Below are 18002 nucleotides of genomic sequence, written 5' to 3' on the forward strand. Positions count from 1 at the left end.
GTGGACGCCGTGGCGGGCGCTCTTCCTACAGCTCCTCTGCTAGGTAGCCACCCATGAGGTAGCCCATGACGCTTGCCATCATGAGTCCGCGCGTCCACCCGCTTGAGTCGCCCAGACAGTGCAGGCCGCGCACGTTGGTGGCGAAGCGCTCGTCCATGCGAACACGGTTGCTGTAGAACTTGAGCTCTGGAGCGTAGAGCAGCGTCTCGGCCGAGGCGAAGCCGGGGATGGCCTGGTCGACGGCGAGCATGAAGTTCACGATTGAGGTCATGGTGCGGTAGGGCAGCGCGCTTGTGATATCGCCCGCCACGGCGTCCACGAGGGTGGGCTTGATGTTCGAGCGCGAGAGCTCCTTTTGCCAGGTGCGCTTGCCGTCTATGATGTCGCCAAAGCGTTGGACGAGGATGTGTCCGTCTCCGAGCATGTTGCAGAGGCGCCCAACATTTTGGGCGTATGCGATGGGTTGGTTGAAAGGCTCACGGAAATTGTGCGTCACGAGCACGGCTAGGTTGGTGTTCTCGCTTTTGCGCTCTTTGTACGAATGGCCGTTCACCACCGCCAGGCCGCCGTCATAGTTCTCCTGGCTTACAAAGCCGCCGGGGTTTTGGCAGAACGTGCGCACCTTGTTGCGGAAGGGGTTGGGATAGCCGATAAGCTTGCTCTCGTAGAGCACGTCGTTCACGCGCTCCATCACCTCGTTGCGCACCTCGACGCGCACGCCCATATCAACGGCGCCCGGAACATGGTCGATGCCGTGCTCGGAGCAAAGGTGCTCGAGCCAATCCGCTCCGCGGCGGCCCGTTGCCACGATAACGCGCTCGGCGTCAATGCTCAGCGCCCCCTCGGGTCCTTCGGCGACGACGCCTCGGCACGCGCCATCCTCAATGATGAGATCGCGGCAGTCGGTGTTGAACACGATCTCTACGCCTCGGTCAATGAGGTCCCGCTCGATTCGTCCATAGATTTCCTGGGCTTTCTCGGTTCCGAGGTGACGGATGGGGCAGTCGACGAGTTTAAGTCCGGCTTGGATCGCTCGCAGGCGAATCTTACGTACAGATTCCGGCGCATCGACCCCCTCGACGTGCTCATCGGCACCAAACGCAAGATAGATGCCATCGACTTCGTTGATGGTCTTTTGGGCAAGGTCGCACCCAATGAGCTCAGGAAGATCGCCGCCCACCTCGTGCGAGAGAGACAGCTTGCCATCCGAGAATGCGCCGGCCCCAGAAAACCCCGTGGTTATGCGGCACGGGCTGCACTGAACGCAGCGGCCTGCACGCGCTTTGGGGCATGAGCGCTTTTCGATGGGCAGGCCCTTCTCAACCATGACGATGTGAAGCTGCGGACGCTCGCGTATGAGCCTGAGCGCCGTGAAGATGCCCGAAGGCCCAGCTCCAACGATGGCTACATCTGCTTGCATGGCAATCCTTCCTATGCGTTTCGTTTTGCCAGTGTGATACTCTAACGTTACCGCCGGCTCGCCACAAGGGCGCCCGTACTTCCCGCCGAGCAGGTGTGCCAAATAAAAATGCAGGTAAAGGCCATTCTTATATACACATTGCCACGAACGCGGCATTGCCTGTGATGGAGTCGGGGACGTGCGCCCCGTAGGATGAAGCTGTCGAAGGGGGGCTAGTGAAGGCGATCGAACTCGTAACATATCTGAATGAGCGCGAGGCTGCATCGATTGATGAGCTGACGTCCGAGTTCGAGGTGAGCGCTCGCACGGTGCGCCTGCACATTCAACGCACCAACGAGATGCTCGAAGGCCTTGCCCACATCTCCTACGCGCGCAAGCAGGGTGGCTATGTGCTCTCTGTAATCAACGAAGAGGGCTTCAGCGAATGGTTGGACCGCATGCACCGCTTCGGCGACCTCGACGGCAGCGCCTCAGAGAAGCGCATCACCTATCTCATCAATGATTTGCTCATGCGCGACGATTGGGTGACCGTTGCGAGCATGGCCCAGGTTCTCTACGTGTCGCCTCAGAGCATTTCGAAGGACCTGAAAGCTGTGGAGGCAAAGCTCGACGAGTACGACCTGGCACTTGAGAAGCGTCCGCGCTACGGCGTGCGCGTTCGAGGCTCCGAGCTCAACCGCCGCCTCTGCCTTGCAAGTATCGCAACGGAAGGCGTGATTGGCTCGAATCCGTTCGGCGATGAAACGGTTCCCCAGGTGGTGAAGACCATCGCCGGTTGCATCGAACGGGCGCTCGAGGAGCATCCGGTCTACATGAGCATGCTCGCTTTCCAGAATCTCGTAGTGCATCTTATGGTCGCGTTCTATCGCATCAAAGAGGATTGCCTGATCCTTCTCGACGACGAGACGCTTGATCGCATTCGCCTCACGCCCGAGTTTGCCGCAGCCAGAAGCGTTGCCAAACAGCTCGATGGGGCCTTTGGCATCACCCTGCCCGAATCGGAGGTCGCCTACATCGCCATTCACCTCGCGGGAAAGAAGAGCATCATTCCCGAGGAGAGCGCCGCTGCCGGTGCTTCTTCTGCCGGGGGAGGCCATGCGGGCGCCGAGGGCTCCCATGATGGCGCGAGGGGTGCTGCACCCCACGACACTCGCGGGGTCATCATTCCCGATGAGGTGTGGAACGTGGTCACCGAGATGCTCGACCGCGTGTGGGAGCTCTTCCATTTCGATTTTCGCGACGATCTTGAGCTGCGCATGAACCTTGCTCGGCACATCGTTCCCTTGGTTACGCGCCTGCGCTTCAATATGAGCATCGATAACCCGCTGCTTTCGGATATCAAGACGAGGTTCCCGCTCGCCTTCGCGATGGCGCTCGATGCTGCCGACGTGCTTGGTAGGCATTACGGCACCACACTCTCTCACGCGGAGACGGGCTATATCGCCCTTGCGTTCGCGCTTGCTCTTGACCGCTTGCGCGAGGAGGGGCCGCGCCGCAACGTTGTGGTGGTGTGCGCCTCGGGGCTCGGGACCTCACGGTTGCTCGAACATGCGATCAGGAGACAGTTCGGCGATCGCATCGATAAGGTGGTACCCTGCGACGCCCTGCATGTCGAGGCGATGGACTTCACCGGCTTCGACTACATCTTCACGACGGTCCCCCTCGAGGGCGAGTTCCCGATTCCCGTGCAGGAGATCCACTCATTCTTGAACGAGGTTGACGTGCGGCAGATTAACGAGCTGCTTCGTGCTTCGGCAGATATGGGTGCGGGGCTCTTCGACCCGGCCTGGTTCGACCCCCATCTCGATGCGGAGACGCCCCATGAGGCTATCTGCGGCCTCGCCGAGCTCATGGTCGAGCGCGCGGGGGCACCCGCCGAGCTCGTGGAGCTCGCATTGGAGCGCGAGAGCGCCGCATCAACCGCTTTCGGTAGCGGTCTAGCGCTCCCTCATCCCATTCGCTCTCTGCCCGGACCCACGAAGGTGTGCGCAGGCATTCCCAACCGCCCCATCCGTTGGGGTGACAAGGATGTTGAGCTGGTGCTGCTTGTAGCGATCGGCGACGACGGCCGCAACGCGCTGGATTGGTTCTTCTCGCGTATGGCCGAGTTGCTATCTCACGAAGAGCGCGTGAAGCGCATTGTGGACGATCGAAGTTTTGAAGTGATGATGCAGGAAATCGCCCATGGCGATGAAAGGAGCTGAGCATGTCTGAAGAAAAGCGGAGCATGGAGGCGCAGCAGGTCGGGGGGCAGGATGTTGAGCTCATCCCGTTTGCGCTCATCGCCGATGCCGGCGAGGCCAAGAGCCTTGCGTTCATGGCACTGAACGAGGCCAAACAGGGCAACTTCGAAGCGTGCGATGACTATATGAAGCAGTCGGATGAGGCCTATCTGCGTGCGCACAATACGCAGACCGAGATTCTGGTCAAGGAGGCAAACGGCGAGCACATGCCTGTAAACGTCATGCTCGTTCATGCCCAGGACCATCTCATGACCTCGAATCTCGCGCGCGAGCTCATTCGCGAGCTTATCGAGCTGTATCGCGTCCGCAACGCGTAGCCACTTGTCGTAATGCTGGCGGCATGCCGGCAGGGGACTCAGGGAGGGAACATGGACACTACCGCACCGTTTTTCTGGGGGAGCGCGACCGCTTCCTACCAGTGTGAAGGAGCCTGGCAGGAGGGCGGGAAGGCCGAATCGATGTGGGATCGCTACCTGCATGAAAACGATTTGGAGAATGGCGATGTGGCGAGCGACCACTACCACCGCTACCGTGAGGACATCGAGACCATGGCGAAAGGTGGCCAGAACGCCTATCGTTTCTCGCTCTCGTGGCCCCGCATCATCAAGAATCGCGAGGGTGAGGTCAACGAGGAAGGCATTGCCTTCTACAACAGCCTGATCGATACCTGCCATGAGTTCGGTGTCGAGCCCTTCGTAACCATCTACCATTGGGACCTTCCGCAGTACTGGGAGGATGAGGGCGGCTGGCTGAACGAGGAGACGGCGCACGCCTTCGAGCACTATGCACGCGTCTGCTTCGACCGCTTCGGCGACCGCGTGCGCTATTGGGCGACCTTCAACGAGCCCAAGTGGTTCGTCATGAGCGGGTACCTCATCGGTAACTATCCGCCCGCCCTGCAGGATCCCGAGAAGTGCGCGCACGCAGCGTTCAACGTCATGTATGCGTCGGCGCTCGGCGTGAAGGCGTTCCGCGCGGGCGGCTATGAGGGTTCTATCGGCATCGTGCACAGCTTTGGACCCGTCGACGGCGTGGATGACACCCTCGAGACCAAGATTGCCATGCGATTCGCCGACAACTACGCAAATAACTGGATTCTCGATACCGCCGCTACAGGCGAGCTTCCCATCGATTTGCTCACCGACCTCAACCGTCGCTTTGACCTGTCGTACATTACGCCCGACAAGCTTCAGGCGCTTCGCGAGGGTACCGTCGACTTCCTGGGTCTCAACTACTACTCGCGCGTGCTCGTGCGGCCCTATACCGATGGCGAGACCCAGCTCGTGGTGAACAATTCCGGCTCGGCCTTCAAGGGGTCCCAGCGCGTGGTGATCAAGGGCTGGTTCGAGCAGGTGCTCGACGATCCCAACATGCAGACGACTGAGTGGGGCACCGAGATTTATCCCGACGGCCTGCGTCGTGGCCTCATTGAAGTGACGCGTCGCTACCATCTGCCCATCTACATCACGGAGAACGGCATCGGCGTGGCCGAGGACGTGAGCCAGGGCGAGGTCCAGGACGATTATCGCATCGCCTTTATGAAGGATCATATCGCCGCCATCAAGGCCGCCCAGGAGGCTGGGGCCGACGTACGCGGTTATTTCGTATGGAGCACCTTCGACCTGTATTCATGGAAGAACGGGTGCCGCAAGCGCTATGGGCTTGTCGCGGTTGACTTCGAGAACGGGTACACCCGTACCCCCAAGAAGAGCTACCGCTGGTATCGCGATTTCATCGCGGGCGAGCAGACTGGAAAACCCTATCAGGAGGAGGGGCAACGATGAGAAAAGTCATGTTGGTGTGCAACGCTGGAATGTCCACCGGCATCATGGCAAAGAAGATCGAGGAGGCGAGCGAGGGCACCCTGGAGGTCGCTGCCTACGGCGAGGCTGAGTTCGAAGACCATCTCGAGGGCGTCGAGATGATTCTCGTGGGGCCGCAAATTCGCTACCTCGTTCCCAACATTCAGGCCAAGGTGTCGTGTCCGGTGGATTCCATCGCTCCGCAGCACTACGGCGTTATGAACGGCAAGGCTGTCTATCAGCAGATCATCGATTGTATCGGAGCCTAATATGAGCAACGTTATGGACTCTCTGACAACGTACTTGGAAAAGCACGTTCTACCGATAGCAAACAAGCTGAGCACGCAGCGCCATCTGCATGCCATCCGCGATGCGTTTATCTCGCTGGTGCCGGTCACGCTTTTCGGCGGCATCTGCACCATCCTCTCGTCCGCGCCGGCGGTCGAGCCGGGTAGCAACTTCCTGCTTGAGGCCTGGGCCAACTTCGCTGCAGCCAATTCGACGTTGCTCACCTGGGCGAATACCATGACCATGGGCGCGCTTTCGGTGTACATCGCGCTCGGTGTCACGTACTTCCTGTGCAAGCATTACAAGATCGATGCCTTTATCCCGTTGGTGCTCACGATGGGAGGTTTCCTGCTCATCTGCTTCGGGCCGGTGGAGCTTGGCTGGGATGCCAAGACGGCGGATATCCTCTATCTTGACGGCAAGGGCCTGCTCGTGGCGATTTTCCTGTCGATTCTCACCGTTGAGGGATATCGCGCCATGCGCGAGCACAATGTGGGCCGCATAGCGCTCCCGCCCTCGGTCCCGGCGTCGCTCTCCGAGGCCTTCGCTTCGCTTATCCCCGGCATCATCATCCTTGCCGTCGACACCGCGATCTTCGCGATTTTCAACTCGATGGGCACCACGCTCCCCGCGTTTATCTACACCAATCTCGCTCCTGTCTTCAACGCGACCGATTCGCTTGGATTCGCTGCGATCGCTACGCTCCTGGTGCAGTTCTTCTGGTTCTTCGGCGTGCATGACGCTGCGCTCTCCGGCGTGCTCGGTCCCATCCGCGATGGCGGCCTCTCGGTGAACGCCGCCGCCCAGGCGGCTGGTGAGGCGCTCCCGAACATCTTCACCACGCCGTTCTGGGTCTACTTTGTCGTGATCGGCGGCTGCGGCTCGGTGCTGGCTCTTGCCATCCTGCTCATCCGCTCCAAGTCCAAGCAGCTGCGTACCATCGGCCGTGTGGGCATCGTGCCGGCGTTCTTCAACATCTCTGAGCCGATCATCTTTGGCGTGCCTCTCATGATGAACCCCATGTTCTTCATTCCCTTCCTGCTCACCTCTACGGTGAACGCCATCATTGCCTATGTCTGCATGATGACGGGCCTTGTTGCCAAGACGTTCGCGCTCCTCTCGTGGAACATGCCGTGCATCTTCGGCGCGTACCTTTCGACCTTCGACTGGAAGGCCGTGGTGCTCGTCGTGGCGCTGATTGCCATCGATGCCCTGCTGTACTACCCCTTCTACAAGGCTTACGAGAAGCAGCTCGTGGCTCAGGAAGAGGCCGACGAGACCTCTGCCGAGACGGCGTAGCGGGCTTGTCGTGCTTTCCGCTCGCGTGGGCGCACCCCTGCGAGCGGTGAAGGTCGAGGGTGCCTGCCCCTTTGGGCGGGCACCCTTTTTCCTTATGGGGTGAGGGTGGCGCATACGACCTTCGTCTGTTTGCATGCCCAGGCGGCGGAGGCGCGCGCTTGCAACTAGGCGTGCGCGACGGGCCCAGGAGAAGGGAGAATGCATGGTTGAATCATTCGAGCGCAGGCTGGATGCGCGGCTTGTTGCCTCTATCGTGGCGGCAGGAAGCCTTTCGTTTTGCGCGGTGGTTTTCGAGACCGCCATGAACGTCGCTTTGCCCGCGCTTATGGAGGAGTTTGCAGTTGACACGGCGACCATTCAATGGATTACTTCGGGTTACCTACTTATGCTCGCGGTCATGATCCCCACCTTCCCATTCCTGAAAGCGCGCTTCGCGCTGCGTCGCCTTTTCGTTTGCGCGGTACTGCTCTTTCTTGCCGGCACGTTGCTGTGTGCCGCAGCGCCAGCGTTTCCGGTGCTGCTCATGGGGCGCGTCGTGCAGGGGGTAAGTACGGGCATCGCCATCCCGCTCATGTTCAGTATCGTGGTCGATCAGGTTCCGCACGAGAAAATGGGGCTCATGATGGGTGTGGCGTCGCTCATTACGGCCGTCGCGCCGGCGGTGGGGCCCTCGTATGGCGGCGCGGTTATGGAGCTTGCTGGATGGCGCATGGTGTTTCTATGCCTTGTGCCCATGACCGTGCTTTCGCTGGGTATCGGGAGCGCGTGCGTGCGTCAGGCCACGCGCGTCGATGCGGGCGCCCGCTTTGACCTTGTCGGCTTTGTGCTGCTGGGCGCAAGCTTCTTTGCTCTCATCTACGGAATCAATGCTGCTTCATATGAGGGTGCAAGCCCCATGGTGCTGGCGGTGTTCGCCGCATTCGTCGTCGCGCTCGGTGTCTTCGTTGCCCATGCGCGGGCATGCGACCATCCGCTTATCGATATGCACCTCTTTGCGTTCCCGGCTTTTTCTGCTTCTGCCGCAGTTATCGCAGCGGTTTCGTTTGCCATCCTGGGCTTTGCCTATCTAATTCCTAACTACGCGCAGCTCGCGCTCGGCGCCTCGGCGTCGCTTTCGGGAACCCTCATGTTGCCGGGTTGCGCGCTCGTTGCGGTATTCGCCCCGCTAGGAGGGCGGCTGCTCGACCGTGCGGGCGCCCGTCTGCCCATCATCACGGGCATGGCGTGCCTCGTTGCATCGGTGGTGCTTTACGTAGCCTTCTCCTCTGCGCTTACCCCGTTCATGCTCGGAGGGTTCTACGTGCTTTTCGGGATTGGCCAGGGCTTGGGTTTCAGCACGACGATGACGAATGGCTTGGGCGCGCTGCCCGAGTCGATTCGCACCGACGGCAACTCGGTTTTCAATACCTTCCAGCAGCTCGGTGGTTCTATCGGCGTGAGTGCGGTCACAGCGGTCGTGGGAGCGTTCCAAGGGGCCTCGCAGAATATCGTTGTCTCCACGGTGGAGGGAGGCTATTGGGCGTTTGTGCTGCTTGCCGCCGTCGTGGCCCTTGCCGCCCTGTGCAGCGTGCTCGTGCTGTTCGTGTTTTCCCGGAAGGGACGTGCCTAGCTGGTAGGCTGCCGTCTGCGTGGCGTTGCCGGGCGAGATCTGGACACGGCTGGCGTTGCCGGGCGAGATCTGGACACTTGGGGCCCTCCAGATGTCCGAATGTCGCCCGGCAACGCTCAAACTGTCCGATTGTCGCCCGACGTAGCTTGATGTGTCCAGATCTCGCCCGAAATCACCCTGCGCGTCCGAATGTCGCCCGGCAATGTGGACTGCCGTGCCGCAGTGCGCGGCTTTTCTCACAAATTCTCTACGCGCAGAATGCCATAGGTCTCTACGCGCTCCGGCATGGTGCTTCTCTAGAAAAATAATTGAACACAGTGTTGTATTTTTTGAAACGTGGTATATACCTACCGTTCAACTAGTCGTTAACCGCTCGGGCAGGCGGCATGCTGCGTCGCCGCCCGCCCGAGCGGCAATTCGAAGGCGTCACGGCGTGCGTGCCGGGCGCGGTGTGCTAGATGGAGCGGTATATGGAACAGGCAACGGGGGCGGCGCAGGCGGACCACATTCTGGCGTGTGGCGCCGGGAGCGGCACCACGGGTGGCGCGCCGTTGGATGAGGTGCTGCACGTAGGGCTCGACATTGGCTCGACCACCACCAAGGTGTTCGTCCTTAACCCAACTGCGAACGAGACCAGGTATTGGCGCTACCAGCGTCACAACGCCCGCCAGACATTGAGCGCGATCGAGGCGCTTCGCGAGGTGGGCAAGCGTTTCCCGGGCGCTCGCCTGCGCGTGGCGGTAACGGGATCGGGCGCGCGCGACATCGCTCGGGCGCTCGGCGCGGCTTACATCCAGGAGGTCGTGGCAAACTCCATCGCAGTGCGCGAGCTCTATCCGCAGGTACGATGCGCAATCGAGCTTGGCGGCCAGGACGCCAAGATGATCTTCTTCCACAAGGCAGAGCCCGACGGAGCGCTCACCGTCTCCGACATGCGCATGAACGGCAGCTGCGCGGGCGGCACGGGCGCGTTCATCGACGAGATGGCCAAGCTGCTGGGTGTTCCCACCGAGGGTTTCGAGGAGCTTGCCGCACGCGGCACCACGGTGTACGAGATTTCCGGCCGTTGCGGCGTGTACGCCAAAACGGATATCCAGCCGCTGCTCAATCAGGGCGTACCTCGTGAGGACCTGGCACTCTCGGCCTTCCATGCCGTTGCGCGCCAAACGGTCGGCGGCCTCGCGCAGGGCATCGACATCGAGGCGCCGGTCATCTTCGAGGGCGGCACGCTCGCCTATAACCCCACGCTCGTGCGCGTTTTCGCCGAACAGCTCGATCTTGGTGAGAACGACTGCGTGATTCCCCAAGACCCGCAGGTCATCGTGGCACACGGGGCGGCGCTTGCGCTCGGCGCGCCCGATATGTTCGCCGATGCCCGGGCAGACGTAGACCTTGACATGGGCATTCCTGCCCTCGAGCACTTGATGGAGCATCCTATAGACGACGGCGAGCTTGCCCCTGTGGCTCCGTTCTTCACGAGCGAGGAGGACCGAGCGGAGTTCGAGCGCCGCCATCCTGCCGAGGTCCCCGCGCCGGGCCCCACGGCCTACCAGCCGGGCGAGACCGTGCATGTGGCGCTGGGCATCGATTCTGGTTCCACGACCACCAAATTTGCGCTCATCGACGAAGACGGCGAGCTTGTGGACTCGTTCTATGCCAACAACGAGGGACGGCCGCTCGATGTGGTTCGGCAGGGGCTCATCGACTTGCGGCGCCGTTGGTCGGATGCGGGCGTGAACCTTGCTATCGATGCTGTGGGCACCACCGGGTATGGAGAGGTGCTCTTCGCGCGCGCCCTGCATGCCGACTACCATACGGTCGAGACCGTCGCGCACGCCCGCGCCGCGGCCATGTGCGTGCCGGACGCCACCTTCGTATTGGATATTGGCGGGCAAGACATGAAGGCCATCTGGCTCTCGGGCGGCGTGCTCACCGATATCGTGGTCAACGAGGCGTGCTCGGCTGGCTGCGGATCGTTTCTCGAGGGGTTCGCGGCGAACCTGCACATTCCCGTCGAGGGTATCGCCCGCGCCGCGTTTCGGTCGAATGATCCGGCATCGCTTGGTAGCCGCTGCACCGTGTTCATGAACAGTAGCGTGGTGAGCGAGCAGCGCCGCGGCAAGGGCCCCAACGACATCATGGCGGGTCTCTGCCGTTCCATCATCGAGAACGTATTCACCAAGGTCATTCGCGTGGCTAACCTCGACGCGCTCGGCGAGCGCATCGTGGTGCAGGGAGGTACGTTCAGAAACGATGCCGTGCTCCGCGCGTTCGAGCAATACCTTGGCCGCCCGGTCACGCGCGCGCCGCATCCCGGCCTCATGGGAGCCGTCGGCGTGGCGCTGCTTGCGCGCGAGCACGTGGGCGAGCGCTGCACTGGGGGCAAGAACGCGGCCTCGAGTTTCATCGGCCTCAACGCGCTCGATGATTTTAGCCACGACCAGTACACGGGCGTTACCTGCAGGCGGTGCGGCAACCATTGCAGCCGCACGGTGGTCGCGTTCAACGACGGCTCGCTCTACGTGACGGGGAACCGCTGCCCGCGCGGCGAGGAGATTGATTGGGCGGAGCTCATTCGCGAAGTGCCGGGCACGCTCGTACCGGAGGGGGCCCGGGTTGCGGAGCGCGCCGAAGGCGATGCCGAGGAGCGCGCTGATGGTGATGCTGCCGCGCGCGCCGAGGGTGATGCTGCCGCGAATGCCGACGCGCGCACTGATGGCGATGCCGCAGCCCCCGCCGGGGCGCAGGCAGAAGCACAGGCTGCCGCCCCCGCCGAGAGCCCTGTCGCCGCGCCTCCGGCAAGTACGGGGAACGGCGCTGCCCTTGTGGCCGGCGAGCAGGGAGGGCCCACGGCAGCGAGCGCCGCCGTGCCCCCAGCCCACCGCCGAGCCCCCAACCTCTTCGATGAGCGCGAGCGCCTGCTATTCAAACAGTGGCCCTGCGACCCGGTTGCTCCCAAGAACGGCATCGCCGTCGGCCTGCCGCGCGTTCTTGAGTTCTGGGACACCATGCCGTTTTGGACCACGCTCTTCCGCGCGATCGGTTGCACGGTGCGCATCTCGCGCCCAAGCAACCGGCGCATGTTCGAACGCGGCCTGCCGCATGTGACCTCGGATACCATCTGCTTCCCGGCAAAGCTCGTCCATGGGCATGTGCGCGACCTTGTGGACGCGGGCGTCGATCGCATCTTCATGCCCATCATCACCACCGTTCCCACCGAGAACACGGCGAGCACGAGCGAGTGGATGTGCGCGGTCGTGAAGGGGTATCCCTACGTGATGCGCAATTCCGATAACCCCGAGGAGCGCTTCGGCATTCCCTTCGATACGCCGCTCTTTCACTGGTACAGCGAGCGCGACCGAAACCGGCAGCTCGCGCGCTATCTCACCGAGACGTTCGGCATCGATGCGTCGCAGGCCCGCAAGGCCATCCTTATGGCCGACGTGGCTCAGCACGGGTTCGCCGACGAGCTTGAGCGGCGCGGCCGGGAGGTCATCGAGGAGGTGCGGCGTACGGGCCGCTATGCCGTGATCGTGGCCTCGCGCCCGTACCACAACGACCCACTTGTCAACCACGGGGTCACGAAGCTCTTCAGCGACCAGGGTATCGCCGTGCTCACGCCCGATGCGGTGCCCGGCGTGCGCAAGGTCAACCTCGAGAACAGCCGGCTCGACATCGTGAACAACTTCCACGCGCGCATGCTCAGCTGTGCGGTGATTGCCGCCTCCGCGCCGGAGCTCGAATATGTCCAGCTCGTGAGCTTTGGTTGCGGGCACGACGCCTATCTCTCGGACGAGATCGTGCGCATCATGCGCGAGGTGGGCGATAAGGCCCCGCTCATCCTCAAGATCGACGAGAGCGATGCCACCGGCCCCCTCCGCATACGCGTGCGCTCGTTCATCGAGACGACGGACCGACGGCGCGCCGGCGAAGCGAGAGGAGCATCGCAAGATCGTGCGGAGCGGGCCCCGAAAGGCGGGCTTGCTGCTCCGTCTCCTGCTGCCGAGCATGCGGCCGAGACGGGGGAGAACCTGCTCAAAGATCCATACGAGGTGAAGTTCACCAAGCGGGACGCCCGTGAAAAGGTGCTGCTTGTGCCCAACACCTCGCACGCGTTCGCTCGCCTCATGGCGGCAGCGATCTCGCGACAGGGCGTGCGTGCCGAGGCGCTCGAGGTTGGTCGAGAGGAGGCGATCGAGCTCGGCAAGCGCTACGTGCACAACGACATCTGCTTCCCGGCGCAGATCACCATCGGCGAGGCGCTCTATGCACTCAAGAGCGGCAAGTACGACGATAAAGACGTTGCCATGATTACGGGCAAGTACATCGGCGACTGCCGTCTCACGCACTACATGCCGCTTTTGCGTAAAGCGCTCGACGATGCGGGCTATAAGAACGTTCCCGTGCTCACGAACGACGACATGGACGCTCATAATGCCTACCCCGGGTTCCGCTTGGGCATGGCGGCGAGCATCCAGATCGCCTGGGGGCTTCCCATGATCGACGCGCTCGAGGCGCTGCTTCGCCGCATGCGCCCCTACGAGCTCGAGCCGGGCTCTGCCGACCGTGCCTTCGAAGCAGCGGTGGACGAGCTCATGGCGGGTCTCGAGAAACGCGGCATCGCGGGGCTTGAACGCGGCTTCGCCCGCGCCATCGATATCATGAAGGGGGTTCGCTACGACCGCTCGCGCCCTCGTCCGACGGTGTTGATCGTGGGCGAGTACCTGCTCAACTTCCATCCGGGCGCCAACCACGAGATTGAGCGCTACCTGGAGGAGAACGGCCTCGAGATCATCGAGGCGCGCATGACGGACGTGATTCGCAAAAGCTATTTCTACAAGCATGCCCAATCGAGGGAGTACCACGTGGACCTGCCGTTCGGCGAGCGCTCGTGGTACGCTATCGCGGACCATTTCTTTGAGCTCGCGCACGATCGCTGCGACCGCATCGCCCGTGCGCATCCGCTGTACGAGCCCCCAACGCGCATGCCGGAGCTTGTTAAGCAGTCGGACGAGGTGCTTCACCATACGTTCGATGCGGGCGAGGGTGTGCTCATTCCTGCGGAGATCCTCGAGCAGGCGAAGCACGGTTGCCGCGCGTTCGTGATCTTGCAGCCATTCGGCTGCCTGCCCAACCACGTGGTAGGGCGCGGTTTGGTGCGAGCGCTGAAGAACCGGTACCCGGACGCGCAGTTCCTTCCGCTCGATTACGACCCAGACGTGAGCTTTGCCAACGTGGAGAACCGCCTGCAGATGCTCATCATGGGTGCGAAGGAGCGCGGCAACGCCGAGCCGGGGGAGGGTGCCGCTGAGCAGGCACGAGGTGCGTCGGAGGAGGGCAGCCCCCATGGCACGACCGCGTAAGGATGCCGATGAACCCGGCGCGCGCGAACGCATCGCCGATGCGTTCTGGGAACTCTTGGAGTGTACACCGCGGAGTGCTATGACCGTCGGCGCGGTTGTGAAAGCGGCTGGCTGCAACCGCGGAACGTTCTACTATTACTTTTCCGACCTTGACGTGCTCGCGGCGAGCGCGGTGCGCGAGGAGTTCTTCTCCGACGATGCGCTCGTGCGCGCGATCTTCGGCGCGCTCGTGGAGGGCGATGCGGGGTCGCTCCAGCGGCGCGTGCCGCGACGCCGTTTGAGGCGTATGGCGGTCGCCATCCGCGCCGGAGAGCGGCGGCTCGTAGACCAGACCATCCGCAGCGAGGTCCAACGGCGTTGGGAAAGCTGCCTGTGCGCCGAGGGAGAGCACCTGAAGCCGGCGGCGACCTTTGCTATACAGTTCATGGTGGGCGGAGTGCTGGGTTTCATCGCCGAGGCGACGGAGCGCGGCGCGCTGCCCTGCCCGCTTTCGCCCGAGGCGCGAGCCTACCTCGCTTCCGTTGCACGGGCCACGATCGAGGCCGTCGCCGACGCGCAGGGGATGACCCCGGTCGAGGTGCTCGCCCGCGTTTTCCATGATTAGGCGCTTTTTCGGGCCAGGTGACCCATTCTGGGACGGGTCCGTTTTGGTCCATCTGTTTCATTTGAGTCATTCTGGGACGGGTCCGTTTTGGCTCACGATTAGGTGCCTTTTCGCTCATTGAGTCCTGTTCGGTTCGCGGTGCATGGCCCTTGCAGTGCCGATCCTTCACATCTTGCGCATGTGGTGGGCCTGCCTCTCATTTTCTCGCGCTGAGCTGTTATGATGGTGCACCTTTGGGTAAAGAAGGGGAATGCGCAGCGTGCTGCCTGCGCATTCCGATAGACAACAAGTCGGCACAGCAGAGGTTTTCAGCATGTTAGACAGATTTACCGATCGTGCTCGCCGCGTCATGTCTATGGCGAAGGAAGAAGCGATCGCACTATCGTCGACCAAGGTGGGCACCGAGCATCTGCTGCTCGCGCTCGCCAAGGAAGAGGGCATCGCCTCGGAGGCGCTGCAATCGCTCGACATTTCATACGACGACGTTATGGACCAGATTAAGGAGGCGGCAGGCGCTGCCACGACCAAGCCTGCGACGGACTCTCCTGCGGTCGATGCGTCTTCCGCGTCTTCGTCGGCGGATTCCTCCGCGGACGACGCGCCGGCATCTGACGGCGACGGCACCCACCGCGCCGAGAGCGCCACGGGCTCGGCTTCCGAGGGTGCCACGGGCACGGCGCCCGATGGCGCCTCCAGCCGCAACGCCGGGCAGGGCAAGCTCGCCTTCACCCCTTCCGTCATCACCGTGATGGAGAAGAGCTTCCGCCACGCGCGCGAGAACAACCAGACCTACGTTTCCACCGAGCACCTGCTTCTTGGCATCGTGGACGAATCGTCGTGCATGGCCATGGACATCCTCATGCGTCTCGGCGTCTCGGCGGCGTCCGTGCGCCAGGCGGTCGAGAAGCTCACCTCGAAGGACCAGGGACGCCGCCCGTTCGCGGGCGCCGCATCCGTGCGTCCCGGCTCCGGCCTGCCGTTCTTCTCGGGCGATTCGAGCCAGGGCAAGGGCGACGACTCCTCGGTTCTCAAGCAGTTCGGTACCAACCTCACGCAGGAAGCGCGCGACGGCAAGCTCGACCCGGTGATTGGCCGCGAAAAAGAGGTCTCGCGCATGATGGAGATCCTTTCTCGACGCACCAAGAACAATCCGCTCATCTTGGGCGACCCCGGTGTGGGCAAGACCGCCATCGTGGAAGGCCTTGCGCAGGAAATCGCTGCCGGCAACGTGCCCGAGAACCTTATGAACAAGAACATCTGGTCGCTTGACCTGCCAGGGCTCGTAGCGGGCGCCAAGTACCGCGGCGAGTTCGAGGAGCGCCTGAAGGGCGTGATCCAGGAGGCCACCGAGGCGGACGACATCATCCTCTTCATCGACGAGATGCACACGCTCATCGGAGCGGGCAGTTCGGCCGAGGGCTCCATCGACGCGAGCTCCATGCTTAAGCCGGTGCTCGCGCGCGGGGTGTTCCAGATTATCGGCGCCACCACGGCGGAGGAGTACCGCAAATACCTCTCCAAGGACCCGGCGTTCGAGCGGCGCTTCCAATCCATCGATATCGAGGAACCGAGTATCGAGGACACGGTCAAGATCCTTACCGCCCTGCTCCCACGCTACGAAGAGCACCACCATGTGCACTACACCCCCGAGGCGGTTGAGGCTGCGGCGACGCTCTCGTCCCGCTATATCCAAGATCGCTTCCTGCCCGACAAGGCCATCGACCTCATCGATGAGTCCGGCGCCCGCGCCCGCATCGCGCGCAACCGCGCGCCGGAGCCCGTGCGCGAGGCCGAGGCCCGTCTGGGCGAGCTCAAGGCGGCGGCCGACGAAGCGGCGGAGAACGACGACATGAACCGCGCTGCCGAGCTCAAGGAGCAGGAGAAGCAGGCGGAGATCGAGCTTTCCGAGGCGCGTGCCGCCTGGAACGCCCAGATGGATGCCGCTCCCATCGTGATCGATGTCCCGCAGATCGCCGATATCGTGTCGGTCGCTTCGGGCGTTCCCGTCTCATCGCTCACCGAAGACGAGTCGCGGCGCCTTCTCAACTGCGAGAACGTGCTCAAGACGCGCATCATCGGGCAGGACGAGGCGGTGAACGCGGTGGCCAAGGCCATCCGCCGCTCCCGTTCCCCGCTCAAAGATCCGCGCCGTCCCGGCGGTTCGTTCATCTTCCTGGGCCCCACGGGCACGGGCAAGACCGAGCTGGCGAAGACCCTCGCCGAATACCTGTTTGGCAGCAAGGACGCGCTCATCAGCTTCGATATGTCTGAGTTCGCCAGCGAGTACGAGGTCTCTAAGCTCATCGGTAGCCCCCCGGGTTATGTGGGCCACGAGGAAGGCGGCCAGCTCACCAAGGCCGTTCGCCGTCACCCGTATTCGGTGGTGCTCTTCGACGAGATCGAAAAGGCGCATCCGGACATCTTCAATATCTTGCTGCAAGTGCTCGATGAGGGGCGTTTGACCGACGGCCAGGGCAAGACGGTCGATTTCCGCAACACGGTCGTCATCATGACATCGAACGTGGGCGCGCGCGAGATCGCGCAAGAGTCGAGCGTGGGCTTTGGCAGCACCGGGGAGGCGGGCCTCTCTTCCACCGAGATCAAGAGCCGTGCGATGGGCGAGCTCAAGCGCCTGTTCCGTCCGGAGTTTTTGAACCGCGTGGACGATATCGTGGTCTTCCAGAAGCTCGCGGGCGAGAGTCTGACCAAGATCGCCGAGCTGCTGGTGGACGACCTGCGCCAGCGGCTCATTGCCAACGGCATGAATATCAAGCTGACTGATGCCGCCATCGCCAAGATCGTTGCCGAGGGCACCGACCTTACCAATGGCGCGCGCCCGCTGCGCCGTGCGATCCAGAAGCTCATCGAGGATCCGCTTTCTGAGGAGCTTCTGGCCGGTGAGTGGAACGCGGGCGATACCGTGCTCTGCGACGTGGTCGACGGTTCGTTTGTGTTTAGCCACGGGACGGGGGAGATTCCGGCTCCGCGAAGCATCGGAGCGCTCGGCGGGTCGTTTGAGCCCGCGCCGCGCTCAAGTGCGGCTGCGCCTGCTCTTGCCGGTGGTCCTGGCGGCGCCGCCCAGTCTGGAAGCGGCACGCGGTAGCAAATCATGGCCTCAGTAGAAGGGCTGCGCTCGCACGGATGCGGGCGCGGCCCTTTTTGTGTACCCTCTATCTGGGCTTTTGTAGCCAAAAATGCGCTAAGTCGGTCTTATTTCCTGCGATTCAGGCGTCGGGTTCGCCCGCCGCGCTGGTAGACGGCCCGCGGCGAGCGCTCTACCTGCGCGTGGGGCGGGCGGCACCCGCGTTCCGCAGGAAAAAAAGACCGACTTAGCGCAAATTTGGATAGATTCCCACAGATAGGGGGTGCATTAA

General features: G+C 62.6%; 10 protein-coding genes. 9 read left to right on the top strand and 1 reads right to left on the bottom strand.

The window, feature by feature from the left end; translation table 11 throughout:
• Positions 1–25: 25 nt before the first annotated feature.
• Positions 26–1420, bottom strand: a complete 1395-nt coding sequence (locus AC1VS5_RS07530; RefSeq protein ID WP_481218242.1) for an NAD(P)/FAD-dependent oxidoreductase — start codon at positions 1418–1420, stop codon at positions 26–28.
• A gap of 215 nt (positions 1421–1635) precedes the next feature.
• Between AC1VS5_RS07530 and AC1VS5_RS07535 the strand changes: the two genes are divergently transcribed.
• From AC1VS5_RS07535 to AC1VS5_RS07575, 9 genes are all read left to right on the top strand, one after another.
• Positions 1636–3624, top strand: a complete 1989-nt coding sequence (locus AC1VS5_RS07535; RefSeq protein WP_481218243.1) for a BglG family transcription antiterminator — start codon at positions 1636–1638, stop codon at positions 3622–3624.
• Positions 3625–3626: 2 nt separating this feature from the next.
• Positions 3627–3980 (top strand): PTS lactose/cellobiose transporter subunit IIA, encoded by a 354-nt coding sequence (locus AC1VS5_RS07540; RefSeq protein ID WP_019127792.1) that lies wholly within the window; start codon positions 3627–3629, stop codon positions 3978–3980.
• Between the two features lie 51 nt (positions 3981–4031).
• Positions 4032–5447: a glycoside hydrolase family 1 protein gene (locus tag AC1VS5_RS07545; protein WP_087186780.1), complete on the top strand. Its 1416-nt coding sequence runs from the start codon at positions 4032–4034 to the stop codon at positions 5445–5447.
• Positions 5444–5734 carry a PTS sugar transporter subunit IIB gene (locus AC1VS5_RS07550; RefSeq protein WP_276765177.1) on the top strand — a complete coding sequence of 97 codons (291 nt, stop codon included), beginning with the start codon at positions 5444–5446 and terminating at the stop codon, positions 5732–5734. The genes AC1VS5_RS07545 and AC1VS5_RS07550 overlap by 4 nt, the downstream gene beginning before the upstream one ends.
• Before the next feature lies 1 nt (position 5735).
• Positions 5736–7052: a PTS sugar transporter subunit IIC gene (locus AC1VS5_RS07555; protein WP_239402274.1), complete on the top strand. Its 1317-nt coding sequence runs from the start codon at positions 5736–5738 to the stop codon at positions 7050–7052.
• 202 nt (positions 7053–7254) lie between these two features.
• The gene (locus AC1VS5_RS07560) at positions 7255–8661 is read left to right on the top strand and encodes a DHA2 family efflux MFS transporter permease subunit (protein ID WP_481218244.1); all 1407 of its coding nucleotides are present in this window, start codon (positions 7255–7257) and stop codon (positions 8659–8661) included.
• A 470-nt stretch (positions 8662–9131) separates the two neighbouring features.
• A complete protein-coding gene (locus AC1VS5_RS07565; RefSeq protein ID WP_481218245.1) occupies positions 9132–14024 on the top strand; it encodes an acyl-CoA dehydratase activase in 4893 nt (1630 codons plus the stop codon).
• Complete coding sequence (locus AC1VS5_RS07570; protein WP_481218246.1) at positions 14008–14628, top strand: TetR/AcrR family transcriptional regulator; 621 nt, start codon at positions 14008–14010, stop codon at positions 14626–14628. Before AC1VS5_RS07565 ends, AC1VS5_RS07570 begins: the two co-directional genes overlap by 17 nt.
• 313 nt (positions 14629–14941) lie before the next feature.
• On the top strand, positions 14942–17731 hold the full coding sequence (locus AC1VS5_RS07575) for an ATP-dependent Clp protease ATP-binding subunit (protein ID WP_481218247.1): 2790 nt from the start codon (positions 14942–14944) through the stop codon (positions 17729–17731).
• Positions 17732–18002 lie beyond the last annotated feature (271 nt).

Source organism: Enorma sp. (assembly GCF_982429025.1).

What these genes read in the sequence shown, in the direction of transcription:
- AC1VS5_RS07530 (WP_481218242.1), bottom strand. Translation starts at nt 1,420, where the DNA reads ATGCAAGCAGATGTAGCCATCGTTGGAGCTGGGCCTTCGGGCATCTTC.
- AC1VS5_RS07565 (WP_481218245.1), top strand. Translation starts at nt 9,132, where the DNA reads ATGGAACAGGCAACGGGGGCGGCGCAGGCGGACCACATTCTGGCGTGT.
- AC1VS5_RS07550 (WP_276765177.1), top strand. Translation starts at nt 5,444, where the DNA reads ATGAGAAAAGTCATGTTGGTGTGCAACGCTGGAATGTCCACCGGCATC.
- AC1VS5_RS07560 (WP_481218244.1), top strand. Translation starts at nt 7,255, where the DNA reads ATGGTTGAATCATTCGAGCGCAGGCTGGATGCGCGGCTTGTTGCCTCT.
- AC1VS5_RS07570 (WP_481218246.1), top strand. Translation starts at nt 14,008, where the DNA reads ATGGCACGACCGCGTAAGGATGCCGATGAACCCGGCGCGCGCGAACGC.
- AC1VS5_RS07540 (WP_019127792.1), top strand. Translation starts at nt 3,627, where the DNA reads ATGTCTGAAGAAAAGCGGAGCATGGAGGCGCAGCAGGTCGGGGGGCAG.
- AC1VS5_RS07545 (WP_087186780.1), top strand. Translation starts at nt 4,032, where the DNA reads ATGGACACTACCGCACCGTTTTTCTGGGGGAGCGCGACCGCTTCCTAC.
- AC1VS5_RS07555 (WP_239402274.1), top strand. Translation starts at nt 5,736, where the DNA reads ATGAGCAACGTTATGGACTCTCTGACAACGTACTTGGAAAAGCACGTT.
- AC1VS5_RS07575 (WP_481218247.1), top strand. Translation starts at nt 14,942, where the DNA reads ATGTTAGACAGATTTACCGATCGTGCTCGCCGCGTCATGTCTATGGCG.